Origin of the sequence: Pseudomonas jessenii (assembly GCF_002236115.1) — a bacterium.
GTDB classification, from domain to species: Bacteria; Pseudomonadota; Gammaproteobacteria; order Pseudomonadales; family Pseudomonadaceae; genus Aquipseudomonas; species Aquipseudomonas jessenii.
Genome location: NZ_NIWT01000006.1, coordinates 389,335 through 409,072 on the forward strand (window position 1 = coordinate 389,335; position 19,738 = coordinate 409,072).

At 61.0% G+C, this 19,738-nt stretch carries 14 protein-coding genes; 12 read left to right on the forward strand and 2 right to left on the reverse strand.

The features are described 5' to 3' along the window. Window positions 1-128: 128 nt before the first annotated feature. Window positions 129-2,090, reverse strand: coding sequence for a dihydrolipoyllysine-residue acetyltransferase (aceF, locus tag PSJE_RS21875; RefSeq protein WP_090452764.1), 1,962 nt, complete (start codon window positions 2,088-2,090; stop codon window positions 129-131). 11 nt (window positions 2,091-2,101) lie between these two features. Continuing rightward, on the reverse strand, window positions 2,102-4,747 hold the full coding sequence (gene aceE / locus PSJE_RS21880) for a pyruvate dehydrogenase (acetyl-transferring), homodimeric type (protein ID WP_057712293.1): 2,646 nt from the start codon (window positions 4,745-4,747) through the stop codon (window positions 2,102-2,104). Window positions 4,748-5,130: 383 nt separating this feature from the next. Between aceE and glnE the strand changes: the two genes are divergently transcribed. The 12 genes from glnE (at window position 5,131) to PSJE_RS21940 (ending at window position 19,731) form a co-directional block, all read left to right on the forward strand. Next, window positions 5,131-8,070 (forward strand): bifunctional [glutamate--ammonia ligase]-adenylyl-L-tyrosine phosphorylase/[glutamate--ammonia-ligase] adenylyltransferase, encoded by a 2,940-nt coding sequence (gene glnE / locus PSJE_RS21885; RefSeq protein ID WP_090452766.1) that lies wholly within the window; start codon window positions 5,131-5,133, stop codon window positions 8,068-8,070. 203 nt (window positions 8,071-8,273) lie between these two features. Then, window positions 8,274-9,308 carry a lipopolysaccharide heptosyltransferase II gene (waaF, locus tag PSJE_RS21890; RefSeq protein ID WP_090452767.1) on the forward strand — a complete coding sequence of 345 codons (1,035 nt, stop codon included), beginning with the start codon at window positions 8,274-8,276 and terminating at the stop codon, window positions 9,306-9,308. 1 nt (window position 9,309) lies between these two features. Continuing rightward, window positions 9,310-10,371 carry a lipopolysaccharide heptosyltransferase I gene (gene waaC, locus PSJE_RS21895; protein WP_046039742.1) on the forward strand — a complete coding sequence of 354 codons (1,062 nt, stop codon included), beginning with the start codon at window positions 9,310-9,312 and terminating at the stop codon, window positions 10,369-10,371. Beyond that, complete coding sequence (locus tag PSJE_RS21900; protein ID WP_057712289.1) at window positions 10,371-11,492, forward strand: glycosyltransferase family 4 protein; 1,122 nt, start codon at window positions 10,371-10,373, stop codon at window positions 11,490-11,492. Before waaC ends, PSJE_RS21900 begins: the two co-directional genes overlap by 1 nt. Further along, entirely contained in the window at window positions 11,493-12,299 is an 807-nt protein-coding gene (rfaP, locus tag PSJE_RS21905) for a lipopolysaccharide core heptose(I) kinase RfaP (RefSeq protein WP_057712288.1), read from the forward strand. Next, window positions 12,299-13,033, forward strand: a complete 735-nt coding sequence (locus PSJE_RS21910) for a lipopolysaccharide kinase InaA family protein (protein WP_090452768.1) — start codon at window positions 12,299-12,301, stop codon at window positions 13,031-13,033. The genes rfaP and PSJE_RS21910 overlap by 1 nt, the downstream gene beginning before the upstream one ends. Then, window positions 13,030-13,782, forward strand: coding sequence for a lipopolysaccharide kinase InaA family protein (locus tag PSJE_RS21915; RefSeq protein WP_090452769.1), 753 nt, complete (start codon window positions 13,030-13,032; stop codon window positions 13,780-13,782). Before PSJE_RS21910 ends, PSJE_RS21915 begins: the two co-directional genes overlap by 4 nt. Further along, window positions 13,782-15,233: a lipopolysaccharide kinase InaA family protein gene (locus tag PSJE_RS21920; RefSeq protein ID WP_090452770.1), complete on the forward strand. Its 1,452-nt coding sequence runs from the start codon at window positions 13,782-13,784 to the stop codon at window positions 15,231-15,233. The genes PSJE_RS21915 and PSJE_RS21920 overlap by 1 nt, the downstream gene beginning before the upstream one ends. A 228-nt stretch (window positions 15,234-15,461) precedes the next feature. Next, complete coding sequence (locus tag PSJE_RS21925) at window positions 15,462-15,797, forward strand: YceK/YidQ family lipoprotein (RefSeq protein ID WP_079246814.1); 336 nt, start codon at window positions 15,462-15,464, stop codon at window positions 15,795-15,797. Between the two features lie 166 nt (window positions 15,798-15,963). Further along, entirely contained in the window at window positions 15,964-17,721 is a 1,758-nt protein-coding gene (locus PSJE_RS21930) for a carbamoyltransferase family protein (protein WP_090452771.1), read from the forward strand. Further along, window positions 17,705-18,835 carry a glycosyltransferase gene (locus tag PSJE_RS21935; protein WP_057712282.1) on the forward strand — a complete coding sequence of 377 codons (1,131 nt, stop codon included), beginning with the start codon at window positions 17,705-17,707 and terminating at the stop codon, window positions 18,833-18,835. Before PSJE_RS21930 ends, PSJE_RS21935 begins: the two co-directional genes overlap by 17 nt. Then, window positions 18,835-19,731, forward strand: a complete 897-nt coding sequence (locus PSJE_RS21940) for an antimicrobial resistance protein Mig-14 (RefSeq protein ID WP_090452772.1) — start codon at window positions 18,835-18,837, stop codon at window positions 19,729-19,731. Before PSJE_RS21935 ends, PSJE_RS21940 begins: the two co-directional genes overlap by 1 nt. Window positions 19,732-19,738: the final 7 nt, after the last annotated feature.

The following is a 19,738-nucleotide window of genomic DNA, read 5'->3' on the forward strand; positions in this document are numbered from 1 at the left end:
GGAAGACGTTTTAAGTAATAACTTCAGGCAAAAAAAAGCCCCGCCAAATTGGCGGGGTTGAGGTACGAGCGTGGCGCTCGGAAACGTGGAACGCAACAGGCCCTCCGGAGAAGGAGGGCCGGTCGGTGTTACAGGAGCATGGTGCGGATGTCGCCCAGCAGATCGCTCAGACGCTTGGTGAAGCGTGCAGCAGCGGCGCCGTTGATCACACGGTGATCGTAGGACAGCGACAGCGGCAGCATCAGTTTCGGCTGGAAGGCTTTGCCGTCCCAGACTGGCTGGATGGTTGCCTTGGAAACACCGAGGATCGCCACTTCCGGCGCGTTGACGATCGGCGTGAAGCCGGTGCCGCCAATGTGGCCGAGGCTGGAAATGGTGAAGCAGGCGCCTTGCATCTCGTCCGACGAGAGCTTCTTGGTCCGGGCTTTTTCAGCCAGGGAAGCAGCCTCGGCGGCCAATTGCAGCAGGCTCTTCTGGTCGACGTTCTTGATGACCGGTACCAGCAGGCCATCCGGGGTGTCGACGGCGAAGCCGATGTTCACGTATTTCTTGCGGATGATCGCTTTGCCGCTTGGCGCCAGCGAGCTGTTGAAGTCCGGCAGTTCCTTGAGCAGGTGCGCGCAGGTCTTGAGCAGCAACGGCAGGACGGTCAGCTTGACGCCGGCCTTCTCTGCAACGGCTTTCTGGGCAACACGGAACGCTTCGAGCTCGGTGATATCCGCCGAGTCGAATTGCGTCACGTGCGGTACGTTCAGCCAGCTGCGATGCAGGTTGGCGGCGCCGACCTGCATCAGGCGGGTCATCGGCACTTCTTCGATTTCACCGAAGCGGCTGAAGTCCACGACCGGAATCGGCGGGATGCCCGCGCCACCGGTTGCGCCAGCAGCAGCGGCCGGTGCTTCCTTGGCCTTCTGCATCATGGCTTTGACGTAAACCTGCACGTCTTCCTTCAGGATGCGACCGTGCGGGCCGCTGGCGCCAACGGCGCTCAGCTCGACGCCGAATTCGCGGGCCAGTTGACGCACGGCAGGGCCGGCGTGAACTTTGGCGCCTGGCTTGGCTGGAGCAGCAACCGGGGCAGCAGCAGGAGCAGCGGCAGCCGGAGCAGCAGCGGCTGGAGCTGGAGCGCTCGGAGCAGCAGCGGCAGGTGCGGTCGCAGCAACAGGTGCAGCAGGAGCGGCGCCTTTGACTTTCAGTTTCAGGATCAGGTCGCCGGTTCCGACTTCGTCGTCGAGCTTGATGGAAACGCTTTCCACCACGCCAGCGGCTGGCGACGGGATTTCCATGCTCGCCTTGTCGGATTCCAGGGTGATCAGCGACTGGTCGGCCACAACGGTGTCGCCGGCCTTGACCAGGACTTCGATGATCTTGGCCTTGCCCGCCGAACCGATGTCCGGAACATGGATGTCCTGAACGCTGTCGGCCACTGGAGCGGCCGGGGCTGCGGCAGCAGCAGGTGCAGCGGCGGGTGCCGGAGCGGCAGCCTGGGCCGGAGCAGCAGCCGGCGCAGCAGCGCCCGCCACTTCCAGGTCCAGGATCAGGTCGCCGGTGCCGACTTCGTCGTTGAGCTTGACGCTGATGGTCTTGACCACGCCAGCGGCAGGCGACGGGATTTCCATGCTCGCCTTGTCGGACTCCAGGGTGATCAGCGACTGATCAGCCGCGACGGTGTCGCCGACCTTGACCTGGATCTCGATGATCTGGGCCTTGCCCGACGAACCGATGTCCGGCACATGCACTTGCTGAACGCTGGCAGCAGCCGGCGCAGCAGGAGCAGGAGCGGCGGCAGGTGCAGCAGCCGGTTTGGCTTCAGCCTTGGCCGCCGGTGCGGCAGCCGCAGGGGCCGCAGCAGCGGCACCTTCGACTTCCAGCTCCAGCAGTTCGTCGCCTTCTTTCAGGCGATCGCCCAGCTTCACTTTCAGGCTCTTGATGATACCGGCCTTCGGTGCAGGCACTTCCATGCTCGCCTTGTCCGACTCAAGTGTCAGGATGCTCTGGTCGGCTTCGATACGGTCGCCGACCTTCACAAACAGTTCAATTACTTCACCTTCACCGCTGCCGATGTCAGGTACGCGAATGAGTTCGCTCACAGAATCTCTCCTCAGCAGTCCAGTGGGTTGCGTTTTTCCGGGTCGATCCCGAACTTGGCGATGGCTTCAGCCACCACTTTAGGTTCGATATCGCCACGGTCAGCCAGTGCTTCCAGGGCTGCCAACACCACGAAATGACGGTCGACTTCGAAGAAATGACGCAGTTTCTTGCGGCTGTCGCTGCGGCCGAAACCGTCGGTGCCCAGGACTTTGAATTCCTTGGACGGTACCCACTGACGGATCTGCTCGGCGAACAGTTTCATGTAGTCGGTAGAGGCAATGACCGGACCTTGACGGCCGTTCAGGCACTCTTCCACATAGCTCAGCTTAGGCTTCTGGCCAGGGTGCAGACGGTTGGTGCGCTCAACGGCCAGGCCGTCGCGACGCAGTTCGTTGAAGCTGGTAACGCTCCACACGTCGGCGCCGACGTTGAACTGTTCACGCAGGATCTTCGCTGCTTCACGGACTTCACGCAGGATGGTGCCGGAGCCCATCAGCTGAACGTGGTGCGCCGCTTCGCGGTTGTCTTCTTCGAGCAGGTACATGCCTTTCTTGATGCCTTCTTCGGCACCGGCCGGCATGGCTGGCTGCTGGTACGACTCGTTCATCACGGTGATGTAGTAGAAGACGTCCTGTTGCTCTTCGGTCATCTTCTTCATGCCGTCCTGAATGATCACCGCCAACTCGTAGCCGTAGGTTGGATCGTAGGTGCGGCAGTTCGGGATGGTCGCGGCCAGCAGGTGGCTGTGACCGTCTTCGTGTTGCAGGCCTTCACCGTTCAGGGTGGTACGGCCGGCGGTGCCGCCGATCAGGAAGCCACGGGTGCGGCTGTCGCCAGCGGCCCAGGCCAGGTCGCCGATACGCTGGAAGCCGAACATCGAGTAGAAGATGTAGAACGGCAGCATCGGCTGGTTGTGGCTGGAGTACGAAGTACCGGCAGCGATGAAGGAGCTCATGGCGCCCGCTTCGTTGATGCCTTCTTCGAGGATCTGGCCCTTCTGGTCTTCCTTGTAGAACATCACCTGGTCTTTATCGACTGGCTCGTAGAGCTGGCCGACGGAGGAGTAGATGCCCAGCTGACGGAACATGCCTTCCATACCGAAGGTACGGGCTTCGTCCGGGATGATCGGTACGATGCGTGGACCGATTTCCTTGTCCTTGACCAGTTGCGCGAGGATCCGCACGAAGGCCATGGTGGTGGAGATTTCGCGGTCGCCCGAGCCGTCCAGGATCGCCTTGAGGGTTTCCAGTGGCGGGGTCGGGATGTTGAAGCTCTTGGCGCGACGCTGAGGTACGAAGCCGCCCAGTGCGGTACGGCGCTCGCTCAGGTAACGGGCTTCGGCGCTGCCTTCTTCCGGTTTGAAGAATGGCAGGTTTTCCAGTTCATCGTCCTTGACCGGGATGTCGAAGCGGTCGCGGAACAACTTCAGGCTGTCGACGTCGACTTTCTTGGTGTTGTGCGCAGTGTTCTTCGCTTCGCCGGCACCGGTGCCATAACCCTTGATGGTCTTGGCCAGGATGACGGTCGGTTGTTCTTTGTGGTTGACCGCTTCGTGGTACGCCGCGTAGACCTTGTACGGGTCGTGGCCGCCACGGTTGAGTTTCCAGATCTCGTCGTCGGACAGATCTTCGACCATCGCCTTGAGTTCTGGCGTGTTGAAGAAGTGTTCACGTACGAACGCGCCGTCTTTGGCTTTGTAGTTCTGGTACTCGCCGTCGATGACTTCGTCCATGCGGCGTTGCAGGATGCCGTCGACGTCCTTGGCCAGCAGTGGGTCCCAGAAACGGCCCCAGATGACTTTGGTCACGTTCCACTGAGCACCACGGAACACGCCTTCGAGTTCCTGAATGATCTTGCCGTTGCCGCGAACCGGGCCGTCGAGGCGCTGCAGGTTGCAGTTGATGACGAAGATCAGGTTGTCCAGCTTCTCGCGGCCGGCCAGGGAGATAGCGCCCAGGGATTCCGGCTCGTCGCACTCGCCGTCGCCCAGGAAGCACCAGACTTTCTGTTTGCCTGGCTGGATGAAACCACGGTGTTCCAGGTACTTCATGAAGCGTGCCTGGTAGATCGCCTGGATCGGGCCCAGACCCATGGATACGGTCGGGAACTGCCAGAAGTCAGGCATCAGCCAAGGGTGCGGGTAGGACGACAGGCCCTGACCGTCGACTTCCTGGCGGAAGTTGTTCATCTGGTCTTCGGTGATGCGGCCTTCCATGAATGCGCGGGCGTAAACGCCTGGCGAGGTGTGGCCCTGGAAGTAGATCAGGTCGCCGCCGTGTTCTTCGGTCGGGGCCTGGAAGAAGTAGTTGAAGCCGATGTCATACAGGGTCGCACTGGAGGCGAAGCTGGAGATGTGACCGCCGAGGTCAGAATCCTTCAGGTTCGTACGCATTACCATGGCCATCGCGTTCCAGCGTACCAGCGAGCGAATGCGGCGTTCCATGAACAGGTCGCCAGGCATGCGTGCTTCGTGGGTTACCGGGATGGTGTTGCGGTAAGGCGTGGTGATGGCGTAAGGCAACTGCGAACCGCTGCGGGTCGCCAGTTCACCCATACGGGTCATCAAATAGTGAGCACGGTCTTCGCCTTCTTTGTCGAGAACCGATTCCAGGGCGTCCAGCCATTCCTGGGTTTCGACGGGATCGAGGTCTTGCATGGCTTGCTCCAGGGCGGAAAGGCTACCAGAATCGGTTGCCTGAGTTAGCGACTGGCCTTGTGGGCAGACGTTATGAATTCTTGGATTGCCGACAGGTTGTTCCGGCGGCGTGTAGTTTTACTACAAATCATCCGGCATTTCAGCCCGTCTAATGTATATACGAGTAGTAAAACTACAGAAGAGCGGCTTGTGCCCCCCGGCTGCGTTGTGAGAATAATCGTTAAGGTTGGTCTTTTTCCAACTACTAAAGGTAAAAGCTTGATGCTGGCTGCCAAAATAAAAGAAATTTCAGCTATTTCTAACTTTTGTTCGACACTCCCTCAGGTAGTGGGTTTTCGAAAACCACTACATGCAGCCCGTTGCACGCCGATCAAGGATAGACCATGAGCCTCCCTTCGCTTGCCGAACTGCCCGCCATTCTCCTGCCGTTTGTCACCCGTGCCGAGCAGTCGTTCCGGGCTGCCGTCGCCGCTCTGGACGATGACCACGGGCTGTCCGCCTGGACGCCGGAACGCTGGGCGCAATTTGCCCGCGTCACCGCCGCCAGCGATTTCGTGATTGAACAGTGTGTTCGTGACCCTTTGATGTTGCTGAGGCTGGTGCAGTCCGGCGAACTGGACCGCGGCTTCGCTCCCGGTGAGTTGTGCGGGCAGATCGCGGCCGCCGCGAACGTGGCCGAGACCGATGATCAGCTTGGCCGCGCCTTGCGCCGCCAGCGTGCACGCCATCAGGTGCGGATCATCTGGCGCGACCTGACCCGCCAGGCCGATTTGATCCAGACCTGCCGCGACCTTTCGGACATGGCCGATGCCAGCATCGATCAGGCCTATCAATGGTTGTACGTGCGGCATTGCCAGCAGTTCGGCGTGCCGACCGGGCGGCGCAGCGGCGAGCCGCAGCAGATGGTCATTCTCGGCATGGGCAAGCTCGGTGCCGTGGAGCTGAACCTGTCATCGGACATCGACCTGATATTTGCCTATCCCGAGGGTGGCGAAACAGTTGGCGTCAAACGCCCGCTGGATAACCAGGAGTTTTTCATCCGTCTGGGCCAGCGGCTGATCAAGGCCCTGGACCCGATGACCGTCGACGGCTTTGTATTTCGCGTCGACATGCGTTTGCGTCCCTACGGTTCGGCGGGCGCGCTGGTGCTGAGCTTCAACGCGCTGGAGCAGTATTACCAGGACCAGGGGCGCGACTGGGAACGCTACGCGATGATCAAGTCGCGGGTGGTGGCCGGGGATCAAGTAGCCGGCGCGCAACTGCAAGAGATGCTGCGGCCATTCGTTTACCGGCGTTACCTCGACTTTTCCGCCATCGAAGCGCTGCGCACCATGAAGCAGCTGATCCAGCAGGAAGTGCGGCGCAAGGGCATGGCCGACAACATCAAGCTCGGTTCCGGCGGTATTCGCGAAGTCGAGTTTATTGCCCAGGCGTTCCAGTTGATCCACGGCGGCCGCGATCTGAGCTTGCAGCAGCGCCCACTATTAAAGGTACTGAGCACGCTGGAGGGTCAGGGGTACCTGCCGCCGAACGTGATCAGCGAGCTGCGTGAAGGTTACGAATTCCTGCGTTACACCGAACACGCGATTCAGGCGATTGCCGATCGCCAGACGCAAATGTTGCCCGATGGCGAGCAGGACCAGGCGCGCATTGCCTTTATGCTGGGCTTCGCGAACTGGACGGCGTTCCACGAACAACTGATGTATTGGCGCGGCCGAGTGGCCTGGCACTTCGGGCAGGTGATCGCCGATCCCGATGAAGAGCAGGGCGCCGAAAGCGAAGTGGTGGTCGGCGGTGAGTGGTTGCCGCTGTGGGAAGAGGCCCAGGACGATGAGGCCGCCTGCCGTCAACTGGAAGAGGGTGGTTTCAAGGATGCCCCAAAAGCCTTGAAAGCCCTGGCTGGCTTGCGCGGCAGCCCGCAATTGAGGGCGATGCAGCGTCTGGGTCGCGAACGTCTCGATGCTTTTATTCCGCGTTTGCTGGCTCAGGCCGTGGAACATGACAATCCGGACCTGGTACTGGAACGGGTGCTGCCGCTGGTCGAAGCCGTGGCCCGTCGTTCCGCGTACCTGGTGCTGTTGACCGAGAACCCCAGTGCGTTGCGGCGTTTGCTGACGCTGTGCGCGGCGAGCCCGTGGATCGCCGAGCAAATCACCCGCTTCCCGCTGCTGCTCGACGAATTGCTCAACGAAGGCCGGCTGTTCAAGCCGCCACTGGCGCCAGAACTGGCGGCAGAGTTGCGCGAGCGCCTGACACGGATTCCCGAGGACGACCTCGAACAGCAAATGGAAGCTCTGCGCCATTTCAAGCTGGCGCACCGCTTGCGAGTGGCCGCCTCGGAAATCGCCGGCAGCCTGCCGCTGATGAAAGTCAGCGATTACCTGACCTGGCTCGCCGAGGCGATCCTGGAGCAGGTACTGGCACTGGCCTGGCGGCAAACCGTGGCCAAGTACGGCACGCCGCTGCGCACCGATGGCACCTTGTGCGATCCCGGCTTCATCATTGTCGGTTATGGGAAAGTCGGCGGCCTGGAACTCGGGCATGGTTCGGACCTGGACCTGGTGTTCATCCACGACGGCGATCCGCAGGCTGAAACCGATGGCATCAAACCCATCGATGGCGCGCAATTTTTCACCCGATTGGGGCAACGGATCATTCACTTGCTGACGGCGCAGACCAACTCCGGGCAGTTGTATGAAGTGGACATGCGTCTGCGACCGTCCGGGGCGTCGGGCTTGCTGGTGAGTTCCCTGGGCGCGTTTGCCCGCTATCAGGAAAACGAGGCCTGGACCTGGGAGCATCAGGCATTGGTGCGCGCGCGGGTGTTGGTGGGCAGTCAGGATGTCGGCCAGGCCTTCGAGAAAGTCCGTGCCACGATATTGGGCAAAACACGTGATCTGCCGACCCTGCGCCAGGAAGTCAGCGAGATGCGTGCCAAGATGCGCGATAACCTCGGCAGCAAGAGCACCGCGGCCGGCACCGGGGCAAATGCCTTCGAAGCCACGGCGCCGTTCGATATCAAGCAGGACGCCGGAGGTATCGTCGATATTGAATTTATGGTGCAATACGCAGCCCTGGCGTGGTCCGAAACACACCCGCCATTGCTACGCTGGACGGACAACATCCGCATTCTGGAAGAGCTGGAGCATGAAGGGTTGATGCCCGTCGAAGATGCCAGCCTGTTGCGTGAAGCGTATAAAGCGTACCGTTCCGCCGCCCACCGGCAGGCCTTGCAGAAGGACCCCGGGGTGATTCCGGGCGATCAGTTCGCGGACGAACGGCGGCAGGTCATGCGGATCTGGCGTGAGCTGGGGCTAAGCTGAAACGGGATATTTGATACGCCAATATTCCCTGTAGGAGCGAGCTTGCTCGCGATGGTCGTTAACGATAACGCGGCGAGCCTGACACCCCGCGGAGTTCTCGGGTTCATCGCGAGCAAGCTCGCTCCTACAGTAGATTTGCGTTGTTCTGTAGAATTTTCGAGGCGGGGAGGCGTAGGCCTCCCCGGTTCGTTTATGGAAACCACATGAAAATTCTGATCGTTGGGCCCAGTTGGGTCGGTGACATGGTGATGGCGCAGACACTTTTCCAGTGTCTGAAACAACGCCACCCGCAATGCGAAATCGACGTGCTGGCCCCCGAGTGGAGCCGGCCGATTCTTGAGCGCATGCCCGAAGTTCGCCAGGCCTTGAGCTTTCCGCTCGGTCACGGTGTCCTGGAACTGGCAACGCGTCGGCGCATCGGCAAATCCCTGGCAGGCCAGTACGACCAGGCGATCCTGTTACCCAATTCACTGAAGTCGGCGCTGGTGCCGTTCTTTGCCGGCATCCCGAAGCGCACCGGCTGGCGTGGCGAGTTTCGCTATGGCCTGCTCAATGACGTACGCACGCTGGACAAGGATCGTTATCCGCTGATGATCGAGCGCTTCATGGCCCTGGCTTACGAGCCGGGCTTTGAGTTGCCAAAGCCGTATCCACGTCCGAGCCTGCAGATCGACCCGGTTACCCGCGAAGCGGCGCTTGCCAAGTTCGACCTGACCCTCGACCGCCCGGTGTTGGCCCTGTGCCCCGGCGCCGAGTTTGGTGAGTCCAAGCGTTGGCCGTCCGAGCATTACGCCAAGGTTGCCGAAACGAAGATCCGCGAAGGCTGGCAAGTCTGGCTGTTCGGTTCGAAAAACGACCACGCCGTGGGCGAAGACATCCGCGCGCGGCTGATTCCCGGCCTGCGTGAAGAATCGGTCAACCTCAGCGGCGGCACCTCGCTGGCCGAAGCCATCGACCTGATGTCCTGCTCCGATGCGGTGGTGTCCAACGACTCCGGCCTGATGCATGTTGCCGCCGCCCTGAATCGCCCATTGGTGGCGGTCTACGGCTCGACGTCGCCAGGTTTCACGCCACCGTTGGCCGAGCACGTCGAAGTCGTTCGTCTGGGCATCGAGTGCAGCCCATGCTTCGACCGCACCTGCCGTTTCGGCCATTACAACTGCTTGCGCCAACTCATGCCGCAAGCGGTGAACGAAGCCCTGCAGCGGTTGCAAGGCACTCCGGTCGAGGTCAAATAGCTTGCGGGTTCTGTTGATCAAGACTTCTTCGCTGGGCGACGTCATTCATGCGTTGCCGGCGTTGACCGACGCGGCGCGGGCGATCCCCGGCATCAAATTCGACTGGGTGGTGGAAGAAGGCTTTGCCGAGATCCCGACCTGGCATCCGGCGGTGGGCAAGGTGATTCCGGTGGCGATACGTCGCTGGCGCAAAAACATCTGGCAGACCATCAAGAGCGGTGAGTGGAAGCGCTTCAAGCAAAGCGTTCGCGCCACGAAATATGACTTGGTGATCGACGCCCAGGGCTTGCTGAAAAGCGCCTGGCTGACCCGTTACGTCAAGGCGCCGGTGGCCGGCCTCGATAAAAACTCTGCACGCGAACCCATCGCTGCGCGCTTTTACGATCGACGCCTGGCCGTTGCCCGTGGGCAGCACGCGGTGGAGCGAGTGCGTCAGTTGTTCGCCATCGCGTTGGGTTATGACTTGCCCAAAGGCTTGGGCGACTACGGCCTGAATATCGAGCGCCTGGTGGAATTGCCGCGCAAGAATCCGTACGTGGTGTTTCTGCACGGCACCACCTGGGACACCAAGCACTGGCCCGAAGCCTATTGGCGTGAGCTGACCGAGCGGGTCGGCTACCTGGGCGTAGGGGTGAAACTGCCGTGGGGCAATGCGCTGGAGAAAGCCCGGGCCGAGCGCATCGCAGCCGGTTTCAAACACGCCGAAGTGTTGCCCAAACTGAACCTGGCCGGTGTCGGCAAGGTACTGGCGGGCGCGCAAGCTTGCGTGGCGGTGGACACCGGTCTGGGTCATCTGGCCGCCGCGCTGGATGTGCCGACGCTGTCGCTGTTCGGCCCGACCAATCCGGGCCTGACCGGCGCCTATGGCAAGGTGCAGATTCACCTGGCCAGCGACTTCCCTTGTGCGCCGTGCCTGCAAAAGAAATGCACTTATCAACCGACGGCTGAAGATGCCCGTCAGTTTGACCTGAAACGCGAGTGGCCGTTGTGCTTCACGCGTCTGAATCCCGAGCGTGTCGCGAGCCGACTGAGCACGTTGTTAATGGCTGAGGAGCTGCGCTGATGCAATTGGCATTTGTCTTGTACAAGTATTTTCCATTTGGCGGCTTGCAGCGCGATTTCATGCGAATCGCCCTGGAGTGCCAGAAGCGCGGCCATCAGATTCGCGTCTACACGCTGATTTGGGAAGGCGACGTACCGCCGGGTTTCGAAGTGCTGGTGGCGCCGGTCAAGGCGTTCTTCAACCATCGGCGCAACGAAAAGCTCAGCGAATGGATGGAAGCGGACTTGGCCAAGCGCCCGGTCGACCGCCTGATCGGCTTCAACAAGATGCCGGGCCTGGACGTCTACTACGCCGCCGACGGCTGTTTTGAAGACAAGGCGCAGAACCTGCGTAACTCGCTGTATCGCCGTTGGGGCCGCTATCGCCACTTCGCCGAATACGAGCGGGCGGTGTTTGCCAAAGAGGCGAAGACCGAAGTGCTGATGATTTCCGAGGTCCAGCAACCGCTGTTCATCAAGCATTACGACACGCCGCTGGAGCGCTTTCACCTGCTGCCACCGGGTATCGCCCAGGATCGTCGTCGGCCGGCCGATGCCGATGAAATTCGTGCCGGGTTCCGCGCTGAATTCAATCTCAAGGACGATGAACTGCTGCTGGTGCAGATCGGCTCCGGGTTCAAGACCAAGGGTGTCGATCGCAGCCTCAAGGCACTGGCGGCATTACCTGCCGATTTGAGGAAGCGCACCCGGCTGTTTGTAATTGGCCAGGATGACCCCAAGTTATTCCAGATGCAGAGCGCGACCTTGGGGCTGGGCGACAACGTCACGTTCCTCAAAGGGCGCAGTGACATTCCGCGTTTCCTGTTGGGTGCCGATCTGTTGATCCACCCGGCGTACAACGAGAATACCGGCACCGTGCTGCTCGAAGCCCTGGTGGCCGGCTTGCCGGTGCTGGTGAGCGCGGTGTGCGGTTACGCCCATTACATCGCCGAGGCCGATGCTGGCCTGGTGCTGGACGAACCGTTCGATCAGGCACAGCTGACGCAGTACCTGACCGGCATGTTGAACGACGCTCAAGCAAGGGCGGCCTGGAGCCGCAATGGTCTGGCCTTCGCCGAAACGGCCGACCTCTACAGCATGCCGCAGCACGCGGCGGATGTGATTCTGGCGGAGCACGCTTAAATGAAGTTGATGCTGGCTGAACCGTTCAAGAGCCTCTGGGCCGGACGCGACCCGTTCGCCGAAGTCGAGGGGCTCAAGGGCGAGGTGTACCGCGAGCTGGAAGCACGCCGGACATTACGCACGGAAGTCGACGGCAACGGGTTTTTCGTGAAAATCCACCGTGGCATCGGCTGGGGCGAAATATTCAAGAACCTGCTGACGGCCAAGCTTCCTGTACTGGGTGCCGGTCAGGAATGGAAGGCGATTCAGCGCCTGCAGGAAGTCGGCGTGCCGACCATGACCGCCGTCGCGTATGGCGAGAAGGGCCGTAACCCGGCCGATCAACATTCGTTCATCGTCACCGAAGAGCTGGCGCCGACGGTCAGCCTGGAAGACTTCAGCATCAACTGGACCCGGCAGCCACCGGAGCCAAAACTCAAGCGCGCACTGATCGCCGAAGTCGCGCGCATGACCGGCATGATGCACCGCGCCGGGGTCAACCACCGCGACTGCTACATCTGCCATTTCCTGCTGCACACCGACAAACCGGTGACCGCCGACGACTTCAAACTTTCGGTGATCGACTTGCACCGTGCCCAGACCCGCCCGGCGATCACCTTGCGCTGGCGCAACAAGGACCTGGCTGCCCTGTACTTTTCCGCGCTGGACATCGGCCTGACCCGCCGCGACAAGCTGCGCTTCCTCAAAGGCTATTTCCAGCAACCGATACGACAGATCCTGTGTGAAGAGGCAGCTTTGCTGGCATGGCTCGACGGCAAGGCCAACAAGCTCTACGAGCGTAAACAGCGATACGGGGATGCGCTCTGATGTCGGGTTGGAAGCTGGAACCGGCCTACAGCGAGCTGGCCGATGACTTCGGCAGCCTCGAGGCTGTGTTTGCGCTGCAAGGCGAGCGTTTGACCCGTGACGCGCTCTCGGAGGTCATCCGTGTCGAGCGCAATGGCGTCAACTATTACGTCAAACGGTATGTGGGCGCCGGCAAAGGCTTGCGGCGTTACCTGGGCAAGCCTCGGGTGAAGATGGAATGGCAGAACCTCAAGCGCTTTGCCAAGTGGGGTATCCCCACTGCCGAAGTGGTGGCCTGGGGGCTGGAGCGGCGCGGTGCGGCCTACGCTCGCGGCGCGATGATTACCCGGGAGCTGCCGGGTACCGAGGACTTGTCGGCATTGGCTGAGCGCCACGACCCGAAGCTGGCGGACCGCGCCTGGGTCGATACCGTCAGTCGTCAGCTGGCCCAATACACCCGGACCATGCACGACCACCGCTTCACCCATAATGATTTGAAGTGGCGCAACCTGCTGATCGACGATCAGGCTCGAGTGTTTTTGATCGATTGCCCCAACGGCGATTTCTGGCGCGGTTTCTGGCTCAAGTACCGTATTACCAAGGATCTGGCGTGCCTGGACAAGGTCGCCAAATATCAATTGTCGGCTACACAGCGCCTGCGCTTTTACCTGCAATACCGCAACCGGACCCGGCTCAACGCTGCGGACAAAAAACGCATCCGGCATGTGGTGAGATTTTTCGAGGGACGCGAATGACTGACTTTCTGGCCGCTGAAGACCGTGCGCTGCTTGAGCGCCATGGCCTCGGCACGTTCGAGGCGCTCTGGACCAAACAGCTCGATGCGGTGGACGAACCCAACACCGGTGGCGGCGGCTGGAGCAGCGTGTTTCGGCTGGACCTGGAAGGTCATGGTTTCTACCTCAAGCGTCAAAGCAACTACCTGACCCGCACCTTGCGCGCACCGTTCGGCGAGCCGAGTTTCGCTCGCGAGTTTCGCAACATCTCCCGTTACCGGAAGATGGGCATTCCGGCGCTCGAAGCGGTGTTCTACGGGGAGCGCAAGGTCAATGGCGAGGTCCGCGCGATCCTGCTGACCCGTGCGCTGGACGGTTGGGACGACCTCGACTCGCTGTTGCAGCGCTGGACTCAATTGAGCCCTGAGCAGCACTCGGAAATCCTCAAGGCCAGTGGCGAACTGGCCCGGCAGCTGCACGCCGCACGCCAGGTGCATGGGTGCTTCTATCCCAAGCACATTTTCATGCGCGCCACCGGCAACGGCTATCAGGCTCAATTGATCGACCTGGAAAAGACCCGGCCGCTGCTGTACGGGCAGCGTGACCGAATCAAGGACCTGGAGCCGCTGACGCGCCGTGCGCCCGAGTGGGGCGAGTCGCAACTGCGGCAATTGCTGGCCGCCTATCTGGATCAGCCGCAGGACAGCTCGCTGATCGATAGCTGGCTGCAGCGATTGACTGCGCGGCGCAGCCAAAAGAGGCCGCGCTGATGCGTTTATCCGAACTGAAGACCGCAGGCCGCAATCCCGTTTTGCCGCTGAGCGTTTCGCTGGCCGACGCCGCCGGCCCTGCCGAGTTGCAACTGCTGAGCCTGTTGCGGGTGTTGCCGGGGCAGCGTTATGTCGGTGCCGGCGTCTGGCGTGGCCGGCCGGTGTTGGCCAAATTGCTGGTCGGCAGCAAGGCTGCACGGCATTTTCAGCGCGAACTGGATGGCGTGCGCCTGCTCTCTGCCCAGGGGCTGACCACGCCGCAGCTGTTGGCCGATGGCCTGAAGGACGGCGAGGGTGGCTGGCTGCTGTTTGATTTCCTTGAGCATGCCGAAAGCCTGGGCGACACCTGGATGCAGGTGGAGCAGCAGCCCGTACTGTCCGATGGGCAAGGGGCGGTGCTGGCCGAGGCGTTGGGCGCGATCGGCCAGATGCATCGCAAGGGCCTGTGGCAGGAAGACCTGCACCTGGACAATTTGCTGCGCCAGGGCGGTCGCCTGTACCTGATCGATGGCGCAGGTATCTGCTGCGAGACACCTGGCCAGCCGCTGTCCCGGCAGAAGGTCCTGGAAAACCTCGGGGTGTTCTTCGCCCAGTTGCCGAAGTCGATTGAACCCTTCATTGAAGAGTTGCTGGTGTATTACCTGCTTAGCAACGGCGAACACGCCTTACCCATGGAGGCGTTGCAGAAGCAGATCGACAAGGTCCGCAGTTGGCGCCTCAAGGACTTCCTGATCAAGGTCGGCCGCGAGTGCACGCTGTTCAGCGTCCAGCGCGGAGCCTTCGGGTTACGGGCGATTCGCCGCGAGGAAGTGCCGTCGATGGTGCCTGTGCTGGAGCAGGCCGATGCCTTGCTCGATCAGGGGCACCTGTACAAGACCGGCGGTGCGGCGAGCGTCGGCAAGGTCGAGGTAGATGGCCGCACGCTGGTGATCAAGCGCTACAACATCAAGGGTTTTGCCCACTGGCTCAAGCGCTTCTGGCGTCCGAGCCGGGCCTGGCATTCATGGCGCGAAGGCAACCGCCTGGCGTTCCTCGGGATTGCCACGCCCAAGCCGCTGGCGTTGCTGGAAAAGCGTTTCCTGTGGCTGCGTAGCCGGGCTTACCTGATCACCGAGTACCTGCCGGGGCCGGACATCATCGAGCGTTTTGCGCCGTATGTGGAGCGTGGTGATGCACCGGAAGCCGAACTGGCGGCACTGGATCATCTGTTCGCCGAGTTGATTCGTCTACGCATCAGCCATGGCGACTTCAAGGGGCATAATCTGTTCTGGCAGCAGGATCGCTGGGCGTTGATCGACCTCGATTCGATGTGCCAGCACGGCTCCCTCGGTAGTTTCTCCCCAGCGTATGCAAGGGATCGCGCGCGGTTCATGCGCAATTGGCCTGAAGGCAGTGCCCTTTATCAGGTCATTGATCAGCGGTTGCCCAAGGACATCTCCAGCGCTGCTTAAACCGCTATCGCGAGCAAGCTCGCTCCCACACTGAATCTTTGTCGGGCACATATTTTGTGTGCGACCGAGAACCACTGTGGGAGCGAGCTTGCTCGCGATGAGGCCGGTACTGCCAACCGAGAAAGCAGACAAGTTCTTGTGAACCGTCCTACGCGATCTTGGGAAGTCGTGAACTGTGGCCCAAATCGCCCGGATGCTAGTTTGCCTGACGTTCTCGGAGGGCAGATTGTGACGATCAAAATGGCAGTTTCAGCGGGTGTTTTATCAGTGTCGCTAACGGGTTGCGGGACCGCAGCCACCGTCCTGCAGGATGAAGCCCAAGCCGCGCAGGGGCTGCGTCGGCAAAAGACCTATTGCCAATCCATTCCACGGGTCTACAGCGGCCTCGCCTACGACTTCTGTGTCTTGAATGCACCGCCAGACCCTACGGGTATCCTTGTGCCGCTCGTATTGGTGGACCTGGCCGTGTCTGGCGCGCTGGATACCGTTGTCCTGCCGTACACGATTTACCGGCAAAGCGTGGACGGCAGTATCTCCATCTATTGGCGGCCTGCGCGCGGATAAAAAATGCCGTGAGGTCCCGGCCGTGGTTGCATGCCGCTTGCTGCTAGAGGTTTGCCGCCGCTTTTACGCTATAATCCCGCCCTTTAGCTGTCTCTCGCTCATTGCGAGGGCACATTAATTTTTGAGGCGCTTGCGCCTGCATGCAGACTAAAGAGGCTAGACCCCTGTGGCATTGACGATTCTTGGCCTGTCCGGCGCCCTTAGCCATGATCCTTCCGCAGCCCTGTATATCGACGGCAAGCTGGTCGCGGCGGCTGAAGAGGAGCGCTTCGTACGCGATAAACATGCAAAGAACCGCATGCCCTACGAATCGGCGAAATTCTGCCTGGAACAGGCCGGTATCAAGCCGTCCGACGTTGACGTGGTCGCGATCCCATTCGCACCGATCAGTCTGTTCGGCAAGGCCCGCTGGCAGTACGCCAAGCGTTACTGGTACGCCCCGGACCGTGCACTCGACGCGATCCTGATGGGCAACCGTCGCTACAAGCGCTATCGCAACAAGATCGTCTGGTGCCTGGAGCAACTGGGTTTTGATCCGAAGAAGATCAAGATCGAGCCGGTCGAGCACCACCTTGCCCACGCCTCCAGCGCTTATCACTGTTCCGGTTTCAAAGAGAAAACCGCGATCCTGGGCATCGACGGCAAGGGCGAGTACGCCACGACCTTCTTCGGTTATGGCGAAAACGGCAAGATCCACAAGATCAAGGAATTCTTCGATCCGGACTCCCTCGGCGGCCTGTATGGCGCGATCACCGAGTTCCTCGGTTTCGATATGCTCGACGGTGAGTTCAAGGTCATGGGCATGGCGCCGTACGGCGACGCCAGCAAATATGATTTCTCGCGCCTGGCTTCATTCGAAAACGGCGAACTGGTGATCAACACCGACTACGCCAACGTCATCGGCCTGCGTCGCTACAAAGAAAAGGGCAAGGGTTACTACTTCTCGCCGAAGCTGATCGAGTGGCTGGGTCCAAAGCGCGAAGGCGACATCGCCGACGAGCCTTACATCCACTACGCCGCCAGCATTCAAGCGCTGTTCGAAAAGATTGCGCTGCAGATGATCGACCACTACCTGGGCGACGTGCTCAAGGAAACCGGCAAGCTGGCCTATGCCGGTGGCTGTGCGTTGAACGTCAAGCTGAACCAGAAAATCATCGCCCGCGACGACGTCAAAGAGCTGTTCGTACAGCCGGCGTCCGGTGATGCCGGTACCGCAGTCGGCGCGGCAGCCTATGTGTCCCACGCCCGCGGCGTGCCGGTCGAGAAGATGGAGCACGTCTACCTCGGCCCGTCGTACAGCAACGAAGACGTGATCGCAGCCTGCGCCCGTCACGCCGACAAGCCAACGTGGCGCAAGCTCGACAACATGCCGGAGCAGATCGCCAAAATCATGGTCGATGGCAACCCGGTGGCCTGGTTCCAGGGCCGCATGGAGTTCGGTCCGCGTGCACTGGGCGGGCGTTCGATCATCGGTTGCCCAAGCGTGCCGGGCGTGGCCGACCGCATCAACCACCAGATCAAGTTCCGCGAGCGCTGGAGGCCTTTCTGCCCGTCGATGCTCGACACCGTGGCGCCGCAGATGATCAAGATCGATCACCCCGCGCCGTTCATGACCTTCACTTTCGAAGTGGCGGAAGAGTGGAAAACCCGCGTGCCGGAAGTCGTCCACGAAGACGGCACCTCCCGCGCCCAGGTGCTCAAGCGCGAATACAACCCGCGCTACTACGACATGATGAAAGCGCTGGAAGTGCTCACCGGCAACGGCGTGTCGCTCAACACTTCGCTCAACCGTCGCGGCGAACCGATGATCTGCTCGCCGACCGATGCGCTGAATATGTTCTTCGGCTCGGATCTGCAGTACCTGATCATGGAAGACATCCTGGTGGTCAAAGAGGGCGCAAACGCTTATGACTCGCTCGGCTGAACGCCATGTGCTGCAGTTCTGCCACGGCTATGACGGGCCGTTCCTGGACTGCGCACGGCAGTACGCCAGCCTGTTCGCGGGCACCGGTTATCGGGTGACCACGGTCTTTCTGACCGGGGCTGCCGATAGCGAGGTGGCCGCAGCGTGTGCTTCCGATGAAGTGTTGTTCATGGAATACAGCTCCAAGGCCATTCGTGGCCTGAAGCTGGGTGCCATCGGCGATCTGCGCAAGATCGCCGCGTCGCGCAACTTCAGTTTCTGCATCGCCCATCGCTTCAAGCCGATCTACATCGCCTTGCTCGGCACTTCGTTGCCGGTGATTGGCGTGCACCACGCGTTTGACGATTACAAACGCGGCACGCGCAAGCTGTTCGCGCATATTTTCCGCAAGCGTCTGAGCCTGCTCGGGGTGTCCGATGCGGTGCGCGACGACATGCGCCAATGCCTGCCGAAATGGCCGGCGACGCGTATTCAAACCCTTTACAACCGCATTGACGTGCCTGCGCTGCAAGCCAGTCAGGTTTCCGCTCGCGAAGCTCGGGAAACCCTCGGTCTCTCGGCTGATGCGTGGATTGTCGGCAACGTTGGCCGACTGCACCCGGACAAGGATCAGGCTACTCTGCTGCACGGTTTTGCTGCGGCGTTGCCGGGGCTTCCGGGTAACAGCCAACTGGTGATTCTCGGCAAGGGGCGTCTGGAGCAGGATCTCAAGGAGCTGGCTCGGGAGCTGGGTATCGGTGATCGGGTGCTGTTCCTCGGTCAGGTGCCGGACGCGCGTAATTACTTCCGCGCCTTTGATGTATTTGCCCTGAGTTCCGATCACGAACCGTTCGGCATGGTGCTGCTGGAGGCAATGGCTGCTGGCGTACCCTTGCTCGCCACAGCGTGTGGCGGGGCGAAGGAAGTGGTCGAAGGCGTGGGCATTCTGTTCCCGCTCGGCGATGCTGAACACCTTGCACAAGGCCTGCAACATTTGGCGGGTATGGATGATCAACAGCGCCGTCAATGCGCCGAGATGATGCTCGATCGCTTGCGTGAGCGTTTCTCCGACCGTGCGGTGCGCGACACCTTCTGGCGTCTGCCGCAAGTTACCGATCTGGCACCGAGGGGCTGATGCTCAACCGACTCCAAGGCTGGCGCGAACGTGGCTGGTCGCCCGTTGACGCCTCTACCTACGCAAAAGCCTGGCAGCAATTTGGCGGAAGCGTCGCGACTCACCCTCTGGTGGTCGAACGACTGGCGGATCTTGCCGGCATCCCGGTGCGATACTTGGCCTGGGAGCAACTGGGCGAAGTCAAGGCCGCGATCCCGACCTGGGGCCGCGATGTGGCGCTGTCCAAGGATGTGCTCAAGCGCAACGGCAAAAAAGGCCTGTTCGATCTCGGCAATGCCGAGCTGATTTTGCCGGCTGCCGCTGATGTTCAGGCTCCTCTGCGCCATCGTGCACGCTACTTGTCGGCACTCAACGAAACCCGCTTCAGCGGCATGAAGCTGCAGACAGAACAACTGGCCATGGCCCGTACCCCGGAAGAACTGTCGAAGAAGTTTCGCTACAACCAGCGCCGCGAATTGCGTCTGCTGGAAGAGGCGGGCGGTGTGGTGCGTCCGGTCGGCGAATTTTCCAGCGCTGAATTGGCGGCGATCTACTGTGATCTGTTCCAGCGTCGTTGGGGGTTCCCGGCTACCGGCGCTGCGCGCATGGCCGAAGTCCTCGAACTGCTGCGCGAGTTGCTGATCGGTTCGGTGATCTTCCTCAACGATGCGCCGATTGCGATTCAACTGGTGTACCGCGTCGAAGCACCGGAATGGATCAGCGTCGAGTACATCAACGGCGGCGTTGATCCCGAAACCCGCGAATTCAGCCCCGGTAGCGTATTGAGCTTCATCAATACGCAAAGCGCCTGGGAGCATGCCCGGGCGCAGGACAAACCGTTGCGCTTTTCCTTCGGTCGCGCCGACCGTGAATACAAGGATCGCTGGTGCAACCCCGTGCCGGTCTTCACCGTATGAGCCAAAC

Excerpts from the sequence above, each read along its gene's own strand:
- waaF (WP_090452767.1), top strand. The coding sequence starts at position 8,274 with ATGAAAATTCTGATCGTTGGGCCCAGTTGGGTCGGTGACATGGTGATG.
- PSJE_RS21940 (WP_090452772.1), top strand. The coding sequence starts at position 18,835 with ATGCTCAACCGACTCCAAGGCTGGCGCGAACGTGGCTGGTCGCCCGTT.
- PSJE_RS21935 (WP_057712282.1), top strand. The coding sequence starts at position 17,705 with ATGACTCGCTCGGCTGAACGCCATGTGCTGCAGTTCTGCCACGGCTAT.
- rfaP (WP_057712288.1), top strand. The coding sequence starts at position 11,493 with ATGAAGTTGATGCTGGCTGAACCGTTCAAGAGCCTCTGGGCCGGACGC.
- glnE (WP_090452766.1), top strand. The coding sequence starts at position 5,131 with ATGAGCCTCCCTTCGCTTGCCGAACTGCCCGCCATTCTCCTGCCGTTT.
- PSJE_RS21915 (WP_090452769.1), top strand. The coding sequence starts at position 13,030 with ATGACTGACTTTCTGGCCGCTGAAGACCGTGCGCTGCTTGAGCGCCAT.
- PSJE_RS21900 (WP_057712289.1), top strand. The coding sequence starts at position 10,371 with ATGCAATTGGCATTTGTCTTGTACAAGTATTTTCCATTTGGCGGCTTG.
- PSJE_RS21910 (WP_090452768.1), top strand. The coding sequence starts at position 12,299 with ATGTCGGGTTGGAAGCTGGAACCGGCCTACAGCGAGCTGGCCGATGAC.
- PSJE_RS21920 (WP_090452770.1), top strand. The coding sequence starts at position 13,782 with ATGCGTTTATCCGAACTGAAGACCGCAGGCCGCAATCCCGTTTTGCCG.
- aceE (WP_057712293.1), bottom strand. The coding sequence starts at position 4,747 with ATGCAAGACCTCGATCCCGTCGAAACCCAGGAATGGCTGGACGCCCTG.